Source organism: Streptomyces sp. NPDC047000, from assembly GCF_040644295.1.
GTDB lineage: Bacteria > Actinomycetota > Actinomycetes > Streptomycetales > Streptomycetaceae > Streptomyces.
This window is the reverse complement of sequence record NZ_JBEYWE010000030.1, coordinates 1-21,234: the sequence shown is the minus strand read 5'-3', so window position 1 is coordinate 21,234 and position 21,234 is coordinate 1. Positions and strand designations below refer to the sequence as shown.

Here is a 21,234-nt window from a genome sequence, read left to right as displayed (position 1 = left end):
GCCACCGTGTCAAGTGGCATACGCGCCCCGTGGGACGGCAGGCTGTGGGGGACCGTTTCAGGACACGTCCAGGAGGGCGAGCTTGGAGACTTCGCTGCCCGCATCGGCGGGCCACGGACTCGGCAGCCGCCATCTGGTGCACCGGCCCCGGCACTGGAGCCCGCGGCTGCCGGGCAGTCCCGACGACCGTACCCAGGAGTTCGTCCTCACCGGCGATCTCCCCACCGGCCACCCGCTGTTCAACGACGGACCGGACCGGTGCCACGACCTGCAGGCGGCCATGGCGATGGTCCGCCAGGTCAGCGGGGGCATCGGCCAGGCGCACTTCGGGGTCGCCGCCGACCGGGTGCCGGTGTTCTACCGCTTCGGGGTGCAGACCGACGACGTGAGCGCGTGGCGTCGGCACACCGGCCCCGGCACCCTCACCGCGGCCCTGCGGGTACGGCCCGACAAGGTGATCGGCGGTGTCCCGCGGGCCCTGGAGTTCGACGTCGGCCTGGAGATCGACGGGGTCGCGGCGGGCACCGGCTCGGCCAGCCTGCTCTTCCTCGCACCGCTCGCGCACCACAACCACCGCGAGCACTCGCGCACTTCCGCGCTGGCCGCCGCGGCAGGCCGGCACCCGGAGCAGGACCGCACCGGCCCCCGCACCCCGGCGCCGGAACCCGGCGAGGTGGGCCGGGCCGCCGTGGCGAACGTGCTGCTGCGCTCCCCGGTGACCGTGGGCGGGCAGCGGCTGTCGGCGGCGGTGCAGCCGCCCGCCCGGTGGCCTCAGGCGCTCGCCCGGCCGGACGGGGCGGTGTCCTCGGTGCTGCTGCTCGAGGTACTGCGCCAGACCGCGCTGCTGACCGTGCACCGGCTGCACGGACTCGACCCGCGGCACTGCGCGCCGGTCGCCCTGCACACCCACTTCCGCGGCCATGCCGAACCCGATCTGCCGCTGCGCTGCGTCGCGGTGGCGCAGCCGGTCGGACAGGACCCGCTGGGACGGCCGCTGGTGTCGCTGACGCTCGCCCTCTCGCAGGCCGGGCGGGCGGTGACCGAGGCGGTCATGTCAGTCGTCGAGGATCTGTGACCAGTCCCTCCGCTCGGCCTCCAGCGCCGCCCGGATGACGGCCGCGGCCTCGGCGTCGAGCATCGTGGTGATCTCGGTGTCGAGGGTGCGGCCGAGGCCGGCGTCGTAGACGGCGACGGAGACCACGAACGCGGTGCCGCCGCTGTCGAGCACGGCGGTGCGCAGCGTCCACTCGTCCCCGGCGCCGGGTGTGCCGTCGGGGCGGTTCAGCTGGACCGGGCGGCTCTCCGGTCCGAATCCGAACTCGTTGAAGCGGAACTGCATGCCCTGGCCGATGGCCTTGCTGTACGCCTCCTTCAGCGTCCACAGCCGGACCAGGCTCGGGTTGCGCTCGGGTTCCGGCAGCCGGGTCAGCATCCGGCTCTCGTGCGGGGTGCAGATCAGCCGGGTCAGGCCGCGCGCGTAGATGCTGCGGTCGGCGCGTTCGGCGTCCACGCCGATCAGCCCGCGGGTGGTCAGGCCGACCAGCAGCAGGTCGTCGGTGTGGCTGAGGCTGATGTCGATCTGGTCGCAGCCCCGCAGATACGGCCGCCCGGTCGGCCCGTACGCCAGTTCGAGGTCGATCGCCTCGGCGCGCAGCGCGGCCGCCGCGGCATGTTTGAGGAGGCGCCGGGAGGCCGCGTACCGCTCGCGGATGTCGGGGTGGCCGATGGCCCGGTAGCGCGACCAGTCGCGGCCCAGCACGGCGCGCAGCGCGGGGCCGTCCGGCGCGCGCGGGCGCCAGTCGGCGAGCCGTCCGTGGACGACGGCCGTGCCGTGCCGGCGCAGGTCCTCGCGGACCTCCGCCCAGTCGGTGTCCTCAGCGGTGACCTCGACCAGGTCCCCGCCCGCGGCGTTCATCGGGTGTCCGTCCGTTCGTTCGTGACCTGCTCGACCGGCTCGACCGGTCCGACCAGCTCTTGGATCTCGCGCATGCTGCGGGCCCGCAGCACACGGCCGACCGGGACGGGACGGCCCGTCTCGCGCTCCAGCACCATCACCAGGCGCAGCAGCTGGACCGAGTCCCAGTCGGACAGGGTGTCGAAGTCGGCGGCGGCCTGTTCCTCGGTGAGGTCGAGACCGAGACCGTCGCGCAGCAGATCGAGGAAGCGGGCCGTATCGGAGGCGGCGATGTCTGTGGGGCCGGTGGGACCGGTGGGACGGTCACGGCTCATCGGCGTCTCCTTCGAGGTCGGCCCGCACGGTGAGATGGCCGGGCATGGCGGGGATGTCGGCCAGATCGTGCCGGAAGAAGGTCTCCGTGCCCGGCTGAGTGCCGTCGGCGGCATCGGCGAGGTGCGGCTCGGGCCGGAAGCCGAGGGAGGGGTAGAAGCCGCTCGCCCTGCCGTTGCGGCGGGTGGCCCGGTAACGGGCGCGGACGGCGGGCAGTCCGCGCCCGCGGGCGTGGGACAGTACGGCGGTCAGGCAGCCGTCCTCGATGCCGCGGGCCAGGACCCGGCAGCTGAGGAGCATGTTGTCGATGTGCAGCCCGTCGGCGTCTTCCCGGGCGAGGACCGCGCCGACCAGCCCGTTGTCGCCGTAGCGGTCACTGACCCGTATCGCGAGCGGGCGCCGTCCGGGTCCGAGGATCCGCTCGGCGGGCACGCGTTCGCCGGTGAGATTGAACTGGTTGGTGCGCAGGGAGAGTTGTGCGATGCGTTCGATCTCGTGCGGCAGGGGCGGGGAGAGCCGTACGACGATGTCCAGTTCACGCAGGTACGCGTCGTGGGAGCCGGTCTCCGCGCGCAGCCGTTCGCGGGCGGCGGCGGCCCGGTAGCGTCCGGTGCGGTTCCGGTCGTCGTCGGTGAGGTGCGGGGTGTCGAACCATCCGTCGGCGAGCAACCGGCCGATGTGCAGGGCGGGTTCGTCGCCGAGCGGTACGACGGTGACGTCGGGCAGCCGGTGCCGTACGAGGGCTCGCTCGGCGGCGCTGTCGTCGGCGAACACCAGGGCGTCGAGCCCGATGCCGAGCTCTCCGGCGATGGAGCGCAGGGCCTCGTCCTTGCCGTCCCAGCCGGCCCGTACGGTCACGAAGTCGGCCTCGCGCAGGGTCATGTCGGGATGGTCCGCCAGTACGTCACGCACCGGTCCCGGGTCGTTCTTGCTGCTGACGGCCAGCAGTACGCCCTGCGCGGCGAGTTGCCGGGCCACCCGCTGGAAGGCGGCGTACGGCTCCCCGCGTGGCGTGGGCCCGCAGTGGATGCCGTCGGGGCCGTCCTCGGCGAGCACGCCGTCCCACAGGGTGTGGTCGAGGTCGAGCACGAGACACTTGCGGGTCATGCCCCGCCGGGCACGCAGCACATGCACGGCCTCGCGGGCGAGGGCGGCGAACAGGGCGGCGCTGTAGGGGCTGCGGGTGTAGAGCGCCAGCCGCTCGTCGGCGACCGGTCCGCCGGCCCCGACGAGCGGTTCGAGGTCGACGACGGCGACGGCGGGCCGCTCGGCGCCCAGCCGCAGCAGGCGGGCGTTGAACTCCCGCCACACCGCGCCGAGCAGGGCCCGCTGCCGCAGGCCGACGAGCTGGTGGGTGGCGGCGCGGGGCAGCGGCACGGTGGTGAGGACGAGGACGCCGGTGCCGTACGCGTCGTGGGCGTCGGCGACGGCGTGTATCCGCCCCAGGAGCCTGTCGCACGCCTGTTCGACATCGGGTACGCCCCAGGGCAGCGGCAGCTCCTCCAGCACGGCCTCCGCACCGAGCACGCACACGGTCAGTTCCGGCTCGCAGCGCCGCAACTCGCTGTGCCGGTCGGTGAGATCACGCAGGTAGGCGCCGTGGTCGCCGGTGACGGTACGGGTCGGCAGACCGTGCCGGGCCAGCTCGGCGACGAGCGGGTCGGTGAGCTGGGCGGTGGTGGAGTGCCCGGTGACGGCGACGGTGACGACGGGGGTGCCGGGGTGGTGGGCGAGCACCTCCTCGGGCCGCACCCTGGCCAGTACGGCGCCGCAGCGGGCGAGGTCGTCGGCGATCTGTTCCCCGGACCGGTCGGCGGCGTCGGTGACCCGCGCGAGAAGGCCCGCCACCTCCGGGTAGGAGGCGGCGAGCCGACCGGCGCGATACAGCTCACGGAGGATGCCGAGGGGGGTGGCCGTCATCATCGGGCCCCCCTCGGCACCGGTCCGGCGGGACGGCCCCGGCCGGGCACCGCCGGTTCCCCGGACACCGCCCGTTCACCGGGCACCTGACGGACGGGAACCGCGCGCCGGGACCGGACCGCACCACGGCAGGCGGCCGGGGTGGCGTTCACCGGTTCACCCCGTTGCGTGCGGGCGCGGAGGAGCGGACGCGGGCGGGCGCAGGCGCGAGGTCGTCCGGGCCCCGCACGGGACGCTGGTCCGGCCGGTGGTCCGATGGCCGATGGTCCGGCGGGCGGTGGTCCGGCGCACGGTGGTCCGGCGCACGGTGGTCCGATGGCCGGCGGTCCGGCCGGGGTGGGCTCGCGGTCGGCTGTATCGCCACCGACAGCGCGAGCCACGCCAGCAGGCCCGCCGTCGCCGGGCAGGAGACGGCCAGCTGGCCGGTGTCGTAGACGTCGCGGAGGGTGTGCCGGGCATCGTCCATCAGGGCCGTCCTGTCTGCGCGGGGCGTTCCAGGGCCAGCCCCGTCTTGATCCACTTGCTGGACTCCACCGACACCGCCAGCGCCCGCTCCCCCGGGGCCAGCCGGTCCGACAGCAGGTCGAGCTGCAGCAGCGGCAGGGCGTTGCCGGTGTTGCCGGTGTCGCGGACGCAGGACACCTCGCGGCACCCCGGCGGCAGTCCGAGCCCGGCGACGATACGGTCGGTCATGTGCCCCGACAGCTGCGGCGGCAGCAGATAGTCGAGCTGCTGCGCGCTCCAGCCCGCCGAGTCGAGCAGTTCCCACACGATCTCGCCGGTGAGGGCGGGGACCTGCTCCTCGATGGTCTTGTAGTCCTCGAAGAGCATCGGCCGGTCCGGTTCGGTCTCGGCGAGGCCGCGCCAGTTCACGATCTGCCCGGGCGCACGGCCCCGCCCGGCGAAACGGTGCAGCAGGGCGCGTACGGCCACCGCCGAGTCGTCGTACGGCTCCGTCGTCACCACCGCGGCCCCGGCGCCGTCGCCGAACAGCACGTAGTTGACCAGTTCCTGGGTGGCCAGTTCGGCGGCGTCCTGGCCGTGCCGCAGGAAGCGGGCGGAGACGTCGCCGGACACCACCAGGCCCGTCCGGTGACCGCCCGCCAGCAGGGCACGGGCCAGGTCGAGGGCCTGTACGGCACCGGAGCAGCCGGCCTGGATCTGGTGGACGGGCAACTGGTTGAGGCCCAGGTAGTCGGCGGTCTCGGTGGCGGTGGACGGCAGCAGGGCGTCCGGGGTCGCGGTGGACAGGATGAGGAAGTCCAGGTCGGCGGGGCCCAGCCCGGAGGCGGCCAGCGCCCGTCCGGCGGCCTCGGCACACAGGTCGGCCAGGGTGTGGGTGACCTTCCCGCTCGCCGCGTCCCAGCCGAAGTGCCGGGTGCGGGTGCCGACGAAGATGTCGATCCAGTCCTCGCTGATCCCGAAGACCCCGCTGAGGGCCGCGTTGTCGACGGGCTCGCCGGGCAGCGCGCTGCCGGTGCCGGCGATGTGCATCAGGGCGGGCGGGGACGGCGGGGGTGCGGTGGGTCCGACGGTGCCGGTCATGCGGTGACCTCCGAACCGGTCAGCTCTCGTACGAACGCGGCCAGCGTGCCCACCGACTTCAGCGCAGGCAGCAGTTGCTGCACGGTGATCCCTCCGGAGGGCGGCAGCCGCTGCTCCAGGCGGTTCTTCAGCTGCATGATCATCACGGAGTCGAAGCCCAGGTCCTCGTAGATGCGGGTGTCGGTGCCGACCTGCTCGCGCGGGTACGCGCCGATCTCCATGACCGCCTCCACGACGACGGACAGCGCGGCGTCCGGGGCGCAGGGGGCGGGGGCGGCGACCGTCACGGCGGGCGGCCTCTCCACCTCCGGAGCCACCGGAGCAGCCGGAACCGCCGGAACGGCAGCCGGTGCCGTACCCGAAGCACTCACCGGAGCGCTCGCCGAAGAGTTCACCGTCGCGGTGACCGACGCGGTCACCGGAGCCACCGTCGTCCGCTGGTTCGGCACGTTCGGCGCACCCGGCGCACCCGGCACCGTGTGCCGGAACCGGCGGGCGTCGGAGAAGACGTACGGTGCGAGGCGCTCGGTGCGGCGGCGGCCCGGTTCGTAGAGGGCGTCCCAGCTGGGCTCGACCCCGCTGAGGTACAACTCGCCCATCATCTGGGCGAGTTCGGTGTGCCCGGCGGCGCGGCCCGGGGCGGGATGCAGCAGGCGGATGCCCGCGGGCAGCCCCGCGCGTTCGGCGGTGCGCAGCAGGTGCGGGGCGGGGCCGAGTTCGACCAGGCAGGTCGGGGCGGTGCCGGTGACGAGGGCGGCCAGCGCGTCGCCGAACCGCACGGGTGCCGTGGCGAGCCCGGCCCAGTACCCGGTGTCCGGGAGCTCGTCCTCGAGCAGCCGGCCCTGCGCGGCGGAGGCCAGCACGATACGGGCCGGGGCGGCGGTCACCGGGCCCGCGAGCTCGGCGATCCGCGCCGCGTCGGCGTCGCCCGCCGCACCGGCGCCGACGTGGCGGCCGGGCAGCGGGCTGCTGCCCACCCCGAGCGCGTCGAGCGCCCGCGCGGCCTGGGTCAGCAGCCCGTGGGGGCCCGCGAGGACGAGGTCACGGGGGCCGTCGACCGCGGCGAGGGTGATACCGGGGTGGGCGGCGAGGACGTCGGCGATCTCCTCGCGCGAGCCGCGGACGGCGAGCGCGGCGCACGCGGGCAGGGCGTCGGCGACGGTGCCGTGCGCCACGGCGAGGCGGGCCGCGTCCTCCAGGGTCAGCACCCCGGCGGCCACCGCGGCGGCGAGTTCGCCGGTGCCGTGGCCGAGGACGGCGTCGGGGACCACCCCCAGGTCGGCGAGGGTGGCGGTGAGGGCGTGGGCGACGGCGAACAGGGCGGGCCGGGCCCAGCGGGGGCGGTGGATCTCGGGGTCGGCGGCGATGATCAGATCGCGCACCGAGCGGCCGGTGTGCGGGCGCAGTACGTCGTCGGCCTCGTCCAGATGGCGCCGGTAGACGGCGGATTCGCGGTAGAGGACGGCGGTCGTGCCCGGCTCCTGGCCGCCCTGCCCGGGATAGAGGAAGGCGATGACCGGAGGGCGCAGGGCGCGGTCGGTGACCCGGGCCCAGGTCTGTTCGTCGTCCCCGGCGGCGGTGCGCAGCGCGGCGGCGAGATCGACGGTGTCGCGGACGGTGAACGCGGCGCGGTAGGGCAGTCCGGTCTTGGCCTGGTTGCTGGTCCAGCAGACGGAGGCGGCGTCGCCGCGCGGGCGCCGGGTGAGGGCGTCGGCCTGTGCGGCGAGGTTGCGGCGCAGCGCCTCGGGCGTGTCGGCGGAGAGGGTGAACACCCCGGCGCCGGCGGGGCCGCGTGCGGCGGTGACCGGTACCCGGGGCGCGGAGGCGAGGACGGCGTGCGCGTTGGTGCCGCCCATGCCGAAACTGCTGACTCCGGCGAGGACTTCGCCGGGCGGCAGCCTGAGCGGTGCCTTGAGCAGCGCCAGTCCCCGTTCCGCGAGCCGGAGCCGGGGGTTCTCGCGGGCGGCGAAGCGGCTGGCGGGCACGATGCGGTGGTGCAGGGCGAGGGCGGTCTTGATGAGTCCGGCGATGCCCGCGGCGCCCTCGGTGTGGCCGATGTTGCCCTTCACCGAGCCGATGGCGCAGGGCTGTTCACGGGGTACGGCGTGCACCTCGCCGAGGGCGGCGCACTCGATGAGGTCGCCGAGCACGGTGCCGGTGCCGTGCGCCTCGATGAAGCGGACCCGGTCCGCCGCGATGCGCGCCCTGCGGTACGCGGCGGCCACCACCGCCTGCTGCGACCAGCGGCTGGGCGCGGTGACGCCGTTGCTGCGGCCGTCCTGGTTGACGGCGGTGCCGCGGATGACGGCGTAGACGCGCTGGCGGTCGGCGAGCGCGTCCTCCAGACGGCGCAGTACGACGACACCGGCGCCGTCGCTGCGGCCGATGCCGTCGGAGTCGGCGCTGAACGGTTTGCAGCGGCCGTCCGGGGCGCGCAGTCCCATCTGCTGGTAGACCATGCCGAGCGCGGGGGTGAGCACCACGTTGACGCCCGCCGCGAGTGCCGTCGAACACTCCCCGGACAGCAGCGAGTTGACGGCGAGGTGGACGGCGACCAGGGAGGACGAGCAGGCGGTGTCCACGGCGAGGCTGGGGCCGCGCAGATCGAGGTGGTAGGAGATCCGGTTGGCGGTCATACCGGCGCTGCTGCCGACGCCGAGCTGCGGGGTGATGTGCGCGTAGTCGCCCATGTGGAGCTGGGCCCACTCGCTGCCCATCACGCCGACGAAGACCCCGGTGTCGCTGCCGGCCAGGGTGGAGGGGGCCCGGCCGGAGTCCTCCAGGGCCCGCCAGGCGCATTGCAGCAGCAGCCGCTGCTGCGGGTCCATGGCGGCGGCCTCGCGGGAGGCGATGGCGAAGAAGTCGTTGTCGAAGACGCTGACGGCGTCGACGAATCCGCCGCGCACCCCGTCGTCGAACCCGGGCCCGCCGCGGTCGGACGGCAGCGGCCCGACGGCGTCGCCGCCCCGCATCAGCAGATCCCAGTACGCCTCGGCGTCCTGCGCCCCGGGGAAGACACAGTCCAGCCCGACGATCGCCACGGCCCCGGCCACGACACCGGGCCGCACCGCAGTGCCGTCATCGCCGACGGCGTCGGTGGCGGCCCGGCTTTCCGCCTCGGCACCGGCCGCACCCACGGCAACCCCGGCCTCCGCGGGCCCCGCAGCAGCGCCGGCCGAAGCGTCGGCAACGGCACCGGCCGTGTCGGCCCCCGTACTTTCGCCCCCGACCCCGGCTGCCCCCGCGTTCACCGCTTCCCCCGTTCGAGGTCGGCGCCGCGTGTCACCAGGTAGGCGGCGAGCTGGGCGACCGTCGGATGGTCCCAGGCCAGCGACGGCTCGACGACGATGCCGAAGTCGTCCTCGATGTCGCCGCACAGGCTCAGCGCGCACACCGAGTCCATGCCGTACTCGGCCAGGGGCACCGTCGCCTCGATGCTCTCGGGCAGCCGGTCCAGGTAGACCGCGAGATGCGTGGTCAGCCACTGCTGGAGCGGGACCTCGGTGTGCCGGGGCGGGGAGGGGCTCATCCCTGAAGGCTCCTTGTTCTGATGCTGCGGGCCCTCGCTCAGCCCGGAATCGGTGTGTTGTACAGGTCGAAGCTGCGCCGGTCGCCGTAGCGGGCCAGGACCTCCCGGTGCACGCGCGCGGTGCACTCGGCGGGCAGTTCGACGGCGGGGATCCCCAGGCGCTGGGCGATGCGGTGCAGGGCCGCGACGGCCCAGGCCGGGTCGGCGAGGAAGGGGTCGGGGCCGCCCCGGTTGTGGTGCCAGACCCCGAGGACACCGGCGGCGGCCAGCAGCAGCACGTAGCGGTCGGTCAGCGCGAACCAGGCGGGGCCGACCGGCTGGTCGGCGCTCAGCGGCGGCAGGGCGAGCACCCGGCCGCGCAGTTCGTGCAGTTCGGCGATCATCTGTTCGGCCAGGGTGCGCAGGGCCCGCTCGACGGGGTCGGCGCCGGGCAGGGAGCCCGCGACCGCGAGGAGGGTGGCGCTGACGCTGTCGCGGCCGCAGGCCAGGGCGAGACGGCCGTAGTCGAACGGTGGCAGGGGCGCGCCGGGCCGGAACAGCTCGGCGGGCGCCTCGGTCCCGGCGAACCAGGAGTCCTCGGCGAGGGAGCGCAGTTGCGGGATGATGGTGGCCTGGCAGGCGACGGTGCCGGCGTGGCCGAGGCTGACGACGGGCACGTCGCGGATGTGCTTCTGGAAGATCCCGACGGTGCCTTCCCGGGTGTAGATCTGCGAGCCGAGGACGGTCGCGAGGTCGTACATGGTGTCGCTGAGCACCTGGGGCAGGAGCAGTTTGATGGCGGCGGAGTAGACGCTGGTCTCGGCGGGCAGCAGGTGCAGTGCCCGGGTGGCGACGACGGCGAGGCAGTCGTAGACGAGCAGGTTGACGAAGGCCCCGGCGAGGGTGCCCGCGGTGTGCTGCGGGTCGGCGGGGTCGGCTCCGCCGCGGCCGGGGCGGTGGCTGCGGTCGACCGAGACGGCGGTGCGCAGCCCGGTGTCGACGGCGGCCGACACCAGGGACGCCATGAGGGTGCGGCTGACCTGGAAGGAGCGCAGCGCGGTGGCGGCGCCGCCGCCGAGCGGACCGAGCAGGGTGTCGTACGGGACGACGCACTCGTCGAGCTCGACCCCGGCGAAGTAGCAGCCGCGCAGGCCGAGGACGGCGGGCCGGCGGGTGACCCGGTAGCGGTCGGGGGGCAGGGTGTGCGGGTCGAGGAGCAGCGCGGAGTGGCTGCCCGCGACGGTCGCGGCCCCGGGGGCGGTCTCCGGTCCGGTACGGCAGAACAGCACGAGGGCGTCGGAGCGGTGCAGGTTGTTGATGATCGGCTTGGCGCCGGTGACGGACAGTCCGCCGGGGTGGCCGCGGGCGCGTACCCCGCTGCGTACGAAGTCGTTGGTGTGGGCGGTCTCGTGCTGGGCGATGGCCGCCTTGGAACCGGCGAGCAGCAGTGCGGCCAGCCAGTTCTGCTGGTCGGCGGTGCCGGTCATCCAGACGTCGGAGGCGGCCATGAAGGTGGTCATGCCGTAGCCCGCGCCGAGCGCCACGTCGCGCCGGAACACGGGCCGCATCAGCCGCAGCAGGGTCTCGGCGGAGTCGAAGCGGCCACCGAGGCGGACCGGCACGAACTCGCGGTTCATGCCGAAGTCGTCGAGCAGCGCCTCGGCGTCGGCGGACAGCACGGCCCGCCGGTCGGCGCGCAGCAGCGCGATGTGGCCGACCGGGTTGCCGGGGTCGGTGGGGTCGCCGAGCAGCGTCTCGATGCGCGCGACACGCTCCGCCGCCGTTCCACCGCCGGCCGGGGAGCCGGGGGAGGTGCCGGGCGGTGAGCCGGCCGGCAGGGGCTGGGTGAGCAGCGCGGACGGAGACGCGGAGGTCACCATCGGGTGCTCCGCACCATGTCGTGGGCGGCGGCGGGGGCGTCCTCGGCCTCCGTGGCGGGGACGGCGGTCGCCGGAGACCCGGCGGTCGCCGAGGAGGCGGTGATCAGGTCGCGCACGGCCGGGTCGAGGACCTCGTACAGGGGGGTGATCTCACCGGCGAGGAACAGGCTGCGCATCAGGGTGCGCTGGACCTTCCCGCTGGTGGTACGGCGTACGGTGCCGGGCCGCACCAGGACGACGTTGCCGGCCGGGACGTCGAAGTCCTGGCCGACGAGGGTCTGGACGGCGCGGGTGAGGTCGCGCAGCCGGTCGGCGTCCTGGCGCGGGACGCGGGCCTCCTGGACGACGACGAGCTGCTCGCGGTCGGCGCCGACGGTGAACACGGCGCCGTGCCCGGTGCCGAGGGCGGGCCCGACCTCGCGGATCGCCCACTCCACGTCCTGCGGGTAGATGTTGCGCCCGTTGAGGATGACGACCTCTTTGAGGCGCCCGGTGATGTAGAGCTCGCCGTCGTCGACGACGCCGAGGTCGCCGGTGCGCAGGAACTCGCCCGGGGTGCCGGCCAGCGTGGCGCGGAAGGTGTCGTCGGTCTCCAGCGGGCGGTGCCAGTAGCCCCGGGCGACGCTGGCGCCGCGCAGCCAGATCTCCCCGACCCGGCCGGGCGGCATCTCGGCGCAGGCCACCGGGTCGACGACCCGCAGATCGAAGTCGTCGTCGAGGATCCGGCCGGCGCCGACGAGCGTGCGGATGGGCCGGCCGGCGGCGGGCGGACGGAGTTCGTCGTGTTCGAGGCCGGCCGCGTCGACCGTCAGCCGGCCGGCGGGGAGGCCCGGCCGGCCGCCGGAGACGGCGAGGGTGGCCTCGGCGAGGCCGTAGCCGGGGTAGAGGCTGCTGGCGCGCAGCCCGGCGGGGGCGAAGCGGCGGGCGAAGGCGTCCAGGGTGCGGGCGCGCACCGGTTCCGCGCCGCACAGGGCCAGCCGCCAGCCGGACAGGTCGAGTTCGTCGAGCTGGGCGTCGGTGACACGGCGGGTGCAGAGGTCGTAGCTGAAGTTGGGGCCGCCGCCGACGGTCAGGCCGTACTCCCCGAAGGCGCGCAGCCAGCCGACCGGCCGTTTGATGAAGGCGGCGGGGGCCATCTGCACGGCGGCGGTGCCCAGGTAGAGGGGGTGCAGCAGATGGGCGATGAGTCCCATGTCATGGTAGTGCGGCAGCCAGTTGCCGAAGCGGTCCTCGGCGGTCGTCCCCAGCAGGCGTTGCAGCGCCGCCTGGTTGGCCATCAGATTGCGGTGGGTGACCATCACGCCGCGGGGCTTGCTGGTGGAGCCGGAGGTGTACTGGAGGAAGGCGAGGTCGTCCGGGCCGGTGGCCGGCGGACGCCAGTCGTCCGCGTCCGGACCGCTGCCGGCGGCGCCGGGGAGGCCGGTATCGATGTCGGTGGCCAGACAAACCGTTTCTCCGCCGCCGGACACGGCCAGCCACAGCGAGGTGTCCGCGGCGTGCGCCGTGTCGGTCAGCACCAGCCGGGCCAGGGTGTCCTTGAGGATGCCCGACACCCGTTGCAGCCGCTCGCCCCGGTCACCGGGCAGCGGCGCGGGCACGGCGACCGCACCGGCGTAGAGGCAGCCCGCGAACGCGACGAGGAACTCGGGACCGGGCGGGTACAGCAGCAGCACCGGCCGCCCCTCCGCGCCGTGTTCGCGCAGCCGTACGGCGAGGGCGCGGGCCCGGCGGTCGAGCGTGGCGTACGTCAGGTGCTCGGCACCCGCGCTCACGCCGGGGTCCGCGGCGGCCGGACGGTGCCCCCGGTCCGCGCCGTCGCGCAGGAACACCAGGGCGTCGGCGTCACCGAGCGTGGCAGCGCGTTCCTGCAGCCGCCGGGTGAAGGTGGTGAATGCAGCGGTCAACGTCAGCCCCCTCATGGTGCGTACGAAGCGGGGCACAGGACACCCCTCTGCCGCCGAAGCGCAACCATCGTGGGATCAAGGGCTAAAGCGCGGCTTGCAATACAACCCGCTTCACGGAAATCAGGGGTACGGCTGTCCGATTCTGGGGTGTGGCCGACGCCTACATTGGGACACGGAAACGACCTGACGCACCACGAACCGTCGTATCCGCCACATCCGTTGTATCCGTCATATCCGTCGTCTCCGTCGTCGGACCTCCACCGAGGCAGCCCCGAGCGGGCGGCGCGGCGGGCCAGGCAGGACCCGGGAAGCCCGGGAACCCGAAGAAGCCCGCAGCCGTCCGATCCCGCCGACCGGCGCGCGACCGAGAAGAGGGTGGGAACATGCGTTTTCGGATCCTGGGTCCACTGGAGATCACCTCGTCCAGAGCGGCCGAACCGCTCCGGCCCAAGGCGGCCAAGATCCGCGTGGTGCTGGCCACTTTACTGGTCCGGCCGAACGAGATCGTCGCGGTGGACCACCTCATCGACGAACTGTGGGGCGAGAACCCGCCGCGCACCGCGACCACCACCCTCCAGGTCTACGTCTCCCAGTTGCGTAAACTGCTGGACGCCGCCGATCCCGAGTACGGCCGGGACGCGCTCGTCACCCGACCGCCCGGCTACGCGCTGTACCTGGACCCGGCGCAGCTCGACCTGGTGGTGTTCGAGGAACTGCACCAGAGCGGCCAGGCGGCGCTGCTGCGCGGCGAGGCGGCGGCCGCGGCCGACCTCCAGCGCCGCGCCCTCCGGCTGTGGCGCGCCCCGCTGGCCTCCGACACCCCGCACGGCCCGCTGCTCGCCCGCACCTCGGTACGGCTCGGCGAGATGCGCGCGGCCGCCCTCGAGCAGCGGCTCCGCGCCGAGCTCCAGCTCGGCCGCCATCAGCAGCTGATCGGCGAACTCCACTCCGCGGTGGCCGAGATGCCGATGCGCGAGGAGTTCCACATGCTGCTGATGACGGCCCTGTACCGGGCCGGACGGCAGGCCGACGCGCTGCGCATCTTCGCCCAGCTGCGCCGCAGCCTGGTGGCCGAGCTGGCCATAGAGCCGGGAGCGCAGCTCCAGCGGCTGCACCAGCGGATCCTCGCCGGGGACCCGGAACTGCTGTATCCGTCGGGCGCGGTACGGACGGCGGGTGCGGCGGGCACGCGGTCCGAGGCGGAACGGGAGCGGGTACCGGCCGCGGGCCCCACCATCACGGCGCCGGGTGCGGAGCCGATGCCGGTACCGCTTCCGGCACCCGCCCCGCACCCGGAACCGGAACCGCACCAGGTCCCCGGCACGAGCGCCGCAACCCCCGCTCTAGCGCAGGCACAGGAATCGGCACAGACGCGGCCGCGGACACCGACGTCCGCCGTCACCGCCGTACCGGAGAGGTCCGCCGCGGACACCCGGCGACGCCACCCCCAGGACCCCCCGCGCCCCGCACACCTTCCTCACCCCGTGTCACCGGTCCTCCCCCTCGACCACATACCGCCCCGCGACCCGGCGTTCACCGGCCGGCCCGACGAACTGGACCAGCTGGGCGTCCTGTTGCGTGACGTGCCCCCCGGCGGCTGCGCGGCGGTGACCGGCGCCGCCGGGATCGGCAAGACCGCGCTCGCCGTCGCCGCGGGTCACACCCTGGCCGAACTCTTCCCGGACGGAAGGGTGTTCCTGGAGATCGACGCCTCCCAGCCCCCCGACCCGGCGACCGCGCTGACCCGGCTGCTGCACCAGTTGGAGGCACCGGGACCGCTGCCCGCCGACGAGGACGGACTGCGCGGCGTCCTGCACCGGCTCACCGAGGGGCGGCGTCTGCTGCTGATCCTGGACGGCGCCGAGTCCGCCGAGCAGGTACGGGCGCTGCTGCCGGACACCCCGGGCAGCACCGCGCTCCTCACCTGCCGCCGGCTGCCCGAGGGCCTGACCGACCGGGTGCTCGAACTCGACGTGCTGCCCCAGGACGAGGCACGGCAGCTGTTCACCGCGGCGGCCGGACGGCTGATCCCGCAGCACGGCGGCGAGGCGGCGGTACGGGAGATCGCCGCCCTGTGCGAGGGGCTGCCGCTGGCGCTGCGCGCGGCGGCCGCCCGGCTGGCCTCGCGGCCGCACTGGGGCACCGAGATGCTGGCGGCCCGGCTGCGCAGCGAGCAGCGGCGGCTGGCCGAGCTGAGCGCGGCGGCGCCCGGTTTCCACGCGCGGCTGCGCTCCGGCTACGAGGAGACCGAGCCGGTGCTGCGGCACGCGTTCCGGCTGCTGGGGCTGCTGCCGGCGGGGCCGTTCTGCCCGCGGGGCGCCGCCGCGGTGCTCGGCGAGGACGTCGCGAAGACCGTGGACGTGCTCAACGCGCTGGTCGGGGCCCAGTTGCTGCGCCGGGTGGCGAGCGGTCCGGAGCACGGCACGCACTACCGGCTGCACCCGCTGTGGCGGCTGCTGGCACTGGAGTGCCTGGCCTCCGAGAGCCCGGCGGCGGAGGCGCGCTCGGCGACGGCGCGGCTGGCGGCCGAGTTCACCGCGCAGCTGCGCGCGGCCCACGCCGGCACCAAGCCCGACGCGCCGCATCCGCTGGAGTGGTTCAGCAGCCGGGAGAAGGGCCTGGTGGACGTCGTACGGCAGTGTCACGCGGTCGGGTTGTGGGCGCAGACCATGGAACTGGCCGACGCCATGACGGAGTTCCTGGAGGCGCGGGCGTCCTGGGACGCCTGGGACACCTGCCACACCCTGGCCCTGGACGCCGCGCGCCAGCAGGAGGACCTGGCGGCCGAGGCGCGGCTGCTGCGCTCGCTCGGTGATCTGGCCTGGCAGCGGAGGCAGTTGGTGGCGGCGGGCGAGTTCTACGAGCGGGCCCTGCTGACGGCGGACGCGGCACCGGCGACCGTGGAGCGGGGCCGGGCGCTGGTGGGGCTCGCCGATCTGCAACTGGACGCGGGCGGTCTGGAGGAGGCGGCGACGCTGCTCTCCCCCGCCCTGGACGCCGTGGCCGACGACCCGCGGGGCCGCTACGAGGCACACCGCGCGCTCGGGCTGCTGGCGCTGGAGAACGCCGGCCCGGACGCCGCCGGGGCGCACTTCGCGGACTGCCTGGACATGGCGGCGGCGCTCAGCGACCCGCACCTGGAGTCGTACGCCCAGCGCTGGCTGGACCGGGTCAGCGGCCGGGGCCACCGCCCGGAGGGCTGGTCCGAGGTCCGGCCGGGGGTGTGGCGGCTGGTGCCCTGCCTGGACTGAACGCGTACGGCACCGCGCACCCCGGGCCGCGGGTCCCCGGATCCACGACCGGCGCGCTGACAACGTTGGCGGTTCCGCGTCGCGAGGGCGGCGCGGAACCGCCTTTCTCACTTCCGGTGTGACAGCGCGTGGCCGGAGTACGGCGTTCGGTCACCCGTGCCAGGTGGTCCCGCCCAGCCCAGCAGGGCCGCTCGCTTGCCCCGCCCTTGTAGTTGAGCAGTGAACGGTGGCCGAAAGAGAACCGCATGCCCGGCACAACGAAACCACAAGCGGCCGGTGGTGGAGTCGTAAAAGTCCCTTCCCGTCCCCGATCGGACGAGGGGACTGCGAGACGACGAGAACCAGGCCCGCTCCTTGATCCCCGGCCCTCGCCCGGTGTTGCGCGAAGGCCGGCCGTGCAAGGCGGCAAGCACTGTGCCCCGTACGTGGATGTGGAAACAGAAAGCGGTACGAAATGACCACTCGTATCACAGATGTCCTGCCCGCCGACCACCGGATCACCACGCCGCGCGCCGCAGTCGGACACCGGTACACGCACTCCGTCCGGCCCCTGCCGCCGGGCGACCGGCGCACCTACACCGCCCACCTCGACCCCGAGCGGCAGATCGTCGCGGCCGAGCCCGACTTCGCCCGGCAGTTCGGGCGGACCGCGGCCGACACCTGCGGCCGCAGCCTCTACGAGCTGCTCCACCCGAGTTCCCCGACCTACCTCGACCGGCACTTCGCCCGGCTGTCCGAAGGCCGCTGCAACCGCTTCGACGAGCGCATGGTGGGGCTGAACGGCGCGGGCCGGGTGTTCTCCGCCGGGCTGACCGGGATCGCGGTGCACGACACCAGCGGGGACCTCGCGGGCATCGTCGTCCAGGTGCGCCCCGACCAGGAGGGCGCGGGCGCGCCGGGCGGCGCGGAGCCCGCCGCGCACCCCAAGGAGCGGCTGCTGAGCAAGCTCGACGCGCAGGTCCTGGAGGGGGTCGCCGCGGGTGCCTCCACCGTGCAGCTCGCCGCACGGCTCTACCTGAGCCGCCAGGGCGTGGAGTACCACGTCGGGCTGATGCTCAGGAACCTCAAGGCCCCGAACCGGGCGGCGCTGGTCGCACGGGCGCACTCGCTGGGCATGCTGACGGTGGGCCAGTGGCCGCCGCGGGTGCCGCCGGAGTTCATCAAGTAAGCGCGCGCGGACGTTCGGTAGCCGAAACGTTTGCGTCCGCCCCGGTGTCCGGGTTCCTCGTCCGGGTTCCTGTCCCACCGCCGAGCGGACGGCCCCGTAGGGGCACGGGGCCACCGTCCGCACGCACCGTCGGTTTCCGGCCACTCACCGCCAGCTGTGCGGTGCCTTGTAGGTGTCCGGGCCGTTGCGCCAGCGGGCACGCCCCGCTCCCGGCCTGCCGCCGGCGTCCGTCGTACCGCCCGCGCGCAGGGCGAGCAGGACGACGGTGATCGCCGCCAGTTCCTCCTCGCTGGCCTGCCCGCGCTCGACCCGCAGCGCGGACGCGCCACCCCCGTCATTCACCAGGTCCATGGTTCTCCTTCAGTCTCACGGACACTGTGTGGCACGGCTCTCCACGCGCTCTCGCGGCCGACTGGAGATCCGTTGAACGAGCACGGGAACCAGCACGGGCACGGGTAACGTGCGCGGCACGCGGGTCGGCGACGCACAGGGGTTCCCCGCAGGGCCCCCAGGGGCTGCTCAGCCCTCGGCGGGCTCGAAGGCACCCATCCGCAGCTCCAGCGGCAGGTCCTGCCTGCGCGCGATGCCGAGCTTGCGGTAGACGCAGGTGAGATGGCGCTCGACGGTGCTGGCGCTGACGAAGAGCCTGGCCGCGATCTCGCGGTTGGTGTGCCCGTGCGCGGCGAGGGCGGCGACCCGCTCCTCGGCACCGCTGAGCCGGACGTCGTCCCCACCCCGGCGGACAGCCTCCGCCACAGCCTCCGCCCCTCCCAGCCGCTCCGACTGTTCCGGCTGCCCCGGCCGCTCCGGAAGCTCCGGCAGCTCCGGGGCCCGCTCGGCCCCCGTGGTCGGCCGGATCCGCTCCCGCAGCGGTACGGCGCCGCAGTCCGCCGCCAGCTGCCAGGCCCGCCGGATGACGGTCCCGGCCCGGTTGCCCTCGCCGCTCAGCCGCAGCGCGCCGCCCAGATCCGCGAGGCAGCGGGCGAGTTCGAGGCGGTCGCCGTAGTCGCGCAGCTCCTCGACCGCGTCGGCGAGGAGAGCGACGCGGCGCCGGGGTTCGGCGGTGGCGGCGCTGAGCCGCAGCGTCACTCCGCGCACCCGTGCCCCGGTACCGACCGGTAGGGCGAGCTGGTCGGCGATCAGGGCCTGGGCCTCGGCGGGCCGCCCGAGGGCGAGCAGGGCCTCGGCGGCGTCGGTGCGCCAGGGCAGCAGGTCGGGCTGGTCGGCGCCCCAGCGTCCGGCGATGCGGCCGGCTTCCAGGAACTCGTCGAGGGCCGCCTGGGGCCGCCCGGTGGCCAGCGCGTGACGGCCGCGGGCGCGCAGGAAGGCGAGGGCGTGCACGGTGGAGTACGGCTCACCGGGCAGCGTGGGGTGCAGATGGACGGCGGCCGCGGCGTACTCGCCCTGTTCGGTGAGCGCCTGCACCAGCAGGGCGAGCGGGGCCAGCAGGAACGGGCCTCCCCGGCCGCCGAGCAGGTCGATCGCGGAGGCGGCGGCGCGCCGGGCGCCGTCGAGGTCGCCGAGCCGCAGCAGGGCGTCGGCGTGGGCGGTGGCGAACGCGGCCTGCCAGCCCGGGGCCTCCCGGGTGAGGGGCTGCGCCGCGAGCCGGGCGCACCAGGCGGCGGCCCGGTACGGCCGGTGATGCACGAGCGTACGCAGGGCGCGGCTGACGGACTCGTAGGTGGCCGGCGTCAACGGGGTCTCGTCGAGCTGCCGTTCGGCAGCGCCGACATCGTCGCGGCTGCCCGGGACCAGCCACCGGGCGGCGGCCCGCGCCGGCTGCCCGCCGGGCCGGTCGTGGGTGCCGGGCGATCCGGTGCCGAGCAGCCGGAGCGGCAGCCCGTCGGGCGCGGGGCGGACGTCGGGATCGGCGTGCGCGAGGGCTTCGTCGGCCTCCGCGACCCGTCCCTGGGCGGCGAGCAGCCTGGCGAGCCAGCCGGCGTCGGCGGGCGAGAGCTGTCCGGCGCGCAGGGCCGCGTACGGCTCGTCGAGCAGCCGGTGGGCGGCGGCGGGATGCAACCGCCATGTGTAGGAGGCGAGTTGCAGGGTGACCCGGTGCCGGGTCGGCTCGTCGCGGCACCCCGCGCGGGCCAGCCGCAGAAAGGCCTGGGCGCCGTCGAGTCCGGTGGCGGGGCCCGGTTCGTACGGGGCGGCGTCCCGCAGCGCCTGGATCTCCCAGTCGTGCGCGGCGGCCCCGGCGGCGAGCAACTGGCGTGCCACGAGGACCGGTTCGGCCAGCGCGTGGTGGAGCACCCGGGCGGCGTCCCGGTGCATCGCCCGGCGCTGCTCGGCGGGCAGCGTGGCGAGGACGGCGGACTCGGCGACGGGGTGCGGGAGCCGGCCGGTGTCGGTGACGAGCCCGGCGGCCCGCAGTACGTTCCGCGCGCGTACGGCGGCGTCGGCACCGAGGCGGGCGAGGCGGGCGGCGCGGGGCAGGTCGGCCTGCGGTCCGAGCACGGCGAGCGCGAGCGCGAGCCGCCGGGCGGCGGGACCGCAGCGCCGTACGCAGGTCACGAACGCCTCGGAGAAGGGGCCGCCGGGCTCGGGATCGGGCCCGGCGCCGTCGGATCCGCTCGTATCGGCGGGGCTGCCGGTGGCACCGGCCGTCTCGGCGAGGAGGGCGCGCACCAGGAGCGGGTTGCCGCCGCTGAGGCGGTGGAGGCGTAAGGCGGCGTCGGCGGGCACGGCCATGCCCCAGAAGCGGGCCAGTTCGGCGGTGTCGCGGACATCGAGGCGGGCGAGCGGGATGCGGACGAACCCCGGGTGGCGCAGCAGTTCGGTGTGCAGTCCGGCGCCGTCGGAACGGTGGTGCGGGGAGCGGGTCAGCACGGTGATCAGGGGCGCGCCGCGCAACGCGTGGGCGAGGCGCAGGAGTTCGTCGAGCGAGCCGCGGTCGGCGTACTGCACGTCGTCGACGCACAGGGCCACGGGTCCGCGGGCGCAGGCGGCGGTGAGCAGGTCACCGAACCCGCCGCCGGGTGCGGCGTCCTCGCCCGGGGGGTACAGGGTGGTGAGCACGGCGGTGAGGCGGCGCAGCAGCGCCCGGTCGCGGCGCCGGCCGGCGGGGTCGGCGGCGAGATGCAGCACGGTGAAGCCCTGCGCGGCGGCGGTGTCCGCGGCGTACCAGAGGAAGCGCGTCTTCCCGCAGCCGGGAGCGCCTTCGGTGAGCACCAACTGGGCCGTGCCGTCCGCGCAGGCACGCAGCGCCTTGTCGAGCCGTGCGGTCGCGTCGTCACGGTGCAGGAGCACCATGGACCCGCCCCCTCCCGGTCGGATTCCCTGCTCTGGTGTCTGCAGTTTAGGAAGGCATATGCGCGCCCTAGGGGCGCGCAACGCTGTCCGGTGGCTGCACGGCAGGAAGTACCGGGGGAGGCGGTCGGCCGGCGGCGGGTGTCAGCCGGCGACGGTCCAGGTGTCCTTGCCCCTGAGCAGCAACGACAGGTCTCCCTTGCCGAACTGCTCGATGGAGGCTTCGAGTTGGTCGGCCATCTGGGTGTCGTATACGGCCCGTTCGAGGGATCGGAAGACCCCGATGGGGGTGTGGTGGAGGGTGTCGGGGTCGGCGAGCCGGGACAGCGCGAAGGCGGTGACGGGCGAAGCGGCGTGCGCGTCGTGCACGAGGACACGTCCTTCGTTCTCGGGTGTCACGTCGACGACCTCCAGGTCACCGGTGCTCCGGTCGCGTACCACGCCCTTGGACAGGTCGGTGCCGAAGCGGACGGGCTGCCCGTGCTCCAGGCGGATCAGTGCCTGTTCGGCCTGCTGCTTGTCCTTGAGGGCGTCGAAGGCGCCGTCGTTGAAGATGTTGCAGTTCTGGTAGATCTCGACGAG

Annotated in this window: 14 protein-coding genes and 1 pseudogene; 3 read left to right on the top strand and 12 right to left on the bottom strand. The window is 74.8% G+C overall.

All coding sequences use genetic code 11. The features are described 5' to 3' along the window. Positions 1-82: 82 nt before the first annotated feature. Positions 83-1,075: an AfsA-related hotdog domain-containing protein gene (locus ABZ862_RS32200; protein WP_360965936.1), complete on the top strand. Its 993-nt coding sequence runs from the start codon at positions 83-85 to the stop codon at positions 1,073-1,075. Here ABZ862_RS32200 and ABZ862_RS32195 read toward each other — a convergent pair. From ABZ862_RS32195 to ABZ862_RS32155, 9 genes are all read right to left on the bottom strand, one after another. Next, a complete protein-coding gene (locus tag ABZ862_RS32195; protein WP_360965933.1) occupies positions 1,055-1,915 on the bottom strand; it encodes a 4'-phosphopantetheinyl transferase superfamily protein in 861 nt (286 codons plus the stop codon). The two genes, ABZ862_RS32200 and ABZ862_RS32195, sit on opposite strands and share 21 nt — an antisense overlap. Beyond that, positions 1,912-2,229 (bottom strand): hypothetical protein, encoded by a 318-nt coding sequence (locus tag ABZ862_RS32190; RefSeq protein WP_360965930.1) that lies wholly within the window; start codon positions 2,227-2,229, stop codon positions 1,912-1,914. The genes ABZ862_RS32195 and ABZ862_RS32190 overlap by 4 nt, the downstream gene beginning before the upstream one ends. Then, on the bottom strand, positions 2,219-4,147 hold the full coding sequence (locus ABZ862_RS32185; RefSeq protein ID WP_360965928.1) for an HAD-IIIC family phosphatase: 1,929 nt from the start codon (positions 4,145-4,147) through the stop codon (positions 2,219-2,221). Before ABZ862_RS32185 ends, ABZ862_RS32190 begins: the two co-directional genes overlap by 11 nt. Positions 4,148-4,295: 148 nt before the next feature. After that, positions 4,296-4,613 (bottom strand): hypothetical protein, encoded by a 318-nt coding sequence (locus tag ABZ862_RS32180; protein WP_360965926.1) that lies wholly within the window; start codon positions 4,611-4,613, stop codon positions 4,296-4,298. Next, positions 4,613-5,692 carry a 3-oxoacyl-ACP synthase III family protein gene (locus ABZ862_RS32175; protein ID WP_360965923.1) on the bottom strand — a complete coding sequence of 360 codons (1,080 nt, stop codon included), beginning with the start codon at positions 5,690-5,692 and terminating at the stop codon, positions 4,613-4,615. Before ABZ862_RS32175 ends, ABZ862_RS32180 begins: the two co-directional genes overlap by 1 nt. Then, positions 5,689-8,829 (bottom strand): beta-ketoacyl synthase N-terminal-like domain-containing protein, encoded by a 3,141-nt coding sequence (locus tag ABZ862_RS32170; protein ID WP_360965920.1) that lies wholly within the window; start codon positions 8,827-8,829, stop codon positions 5,689-5,691. The genes ABZ862_RS32175 and ABZ862_RS32170 overlap by 4 nt, the downstream gene beginning before the upstream one ends. 110 nt (positions 8,830-8,939) lie before the next feature. Beyond that, positions 8,940-9,221, bottom strand: a complete 282-nt coding sequence (locus ABZ862_RS32165) for an acyl carrier protein (protein WP_360965917.1) — start codon at positions 9,219-9,221, stop codon at positions 8,940-8,942. Positions 9,222-9,259: 38 nt separating this feature from the next. Continuing rightward, positions 9,260-11,080 carry an acyl-CoA dehydrogenase family protein gene (locus tag ABZ862_RS32160; RefSeq protein WP_360965914.1) on the bottom strand — a complete coding sequence of 607 codons (1,821 nt, stop codon included), beginning with the start codon at positions 11,078-11,080 and terminating at the stop codon, positions 9,260-9,262. Then, entirely contained in the window at positions 11,074-12,984 is a 1,911-nt protein-coding gene (locus ABZ862_RS32155) for a fatty acyl-AMP ligase (protein ID WP_360965912.1), read from the bottom strand. The genes ABZ862_RS32160 and ABZ862_RS32155 overlap by 7 nt, the downstream gene beginning before the upstream one ends. 383 nt (positions 12,985-13,367) lie before the next feature. On the opposite strand from ABZ862_RS32155, the gene ABZ862_RS32150 reads away from it, so the two are divergent. After that, positions 13,368-16,235 (top strand): AfsR/SARP family transcriptional regulator, encoded by a 2,868-nt coding sequence (locus tag ABZ862_RS32150; RefSeq protein WP_360965910.1) that lies wholly within the window; start codon positions 13,368-13,370, stop codon positions 16,233-16,235. Positions 16,236-16,689: 454 nt separating this feature from the next. Then, positions 16,690-17,403 (top strand): PAS domain-containing protein, encoded by a 714-nt coding sequence (locus ABZ862_RS32145; protein ID WP_360965907.1) that lies wholly within the window; start codon positions 16,690-16,692, stop codon positions 17,401-17,403. A 144-nt stretch (positions 17,404-17,547) separates the two neighbouring features. Here ABZ862_RS32145 and ABZ862_RS32140 read toward each other — a convergent pair whose 3' ends face one another. From ABZ862_RS32140 to ABZ862_RS32130, 3 genes and pseudogenes are all read right to left on the bottom strand, one after another. Then, positions 17,548-17,754, bottom strand: a complete 207-nt coding sequence (locus ABZ862_RS32140; RefSeq protein ID WP_360965904.1) for an acyl-CoA carboxylase subunit epsilon — start codon at positions 17,752-17,754, stop codon at positions 17,548-17,550. A gap of 168 nt (positions 17,755-17,922) precedes the next feature. Continuing rightward, the gene (locus ABZ862_RS32135) at positions 17,923-20,655 is read right to left on the bottom strand and encodes a LuxR C-terminal-related transcriptional regulator (RefSeq protein ID WP_360965901.1); all 2,733 of its coding nucleotides are present in this window, start codon (positions 20,653-20,655) and stop codon (positions 17,923-17,925) included. A gap of 141 nt (positions 20,656-20,796) precedes the next feature. Beyond that, positions 20,797-21,234, bottom strand: a pseudogene (locus ABZ862_RS32130) (2-oxoacid:ferredoxin oxidoreductase subunit beta); the annotation flags it as partial.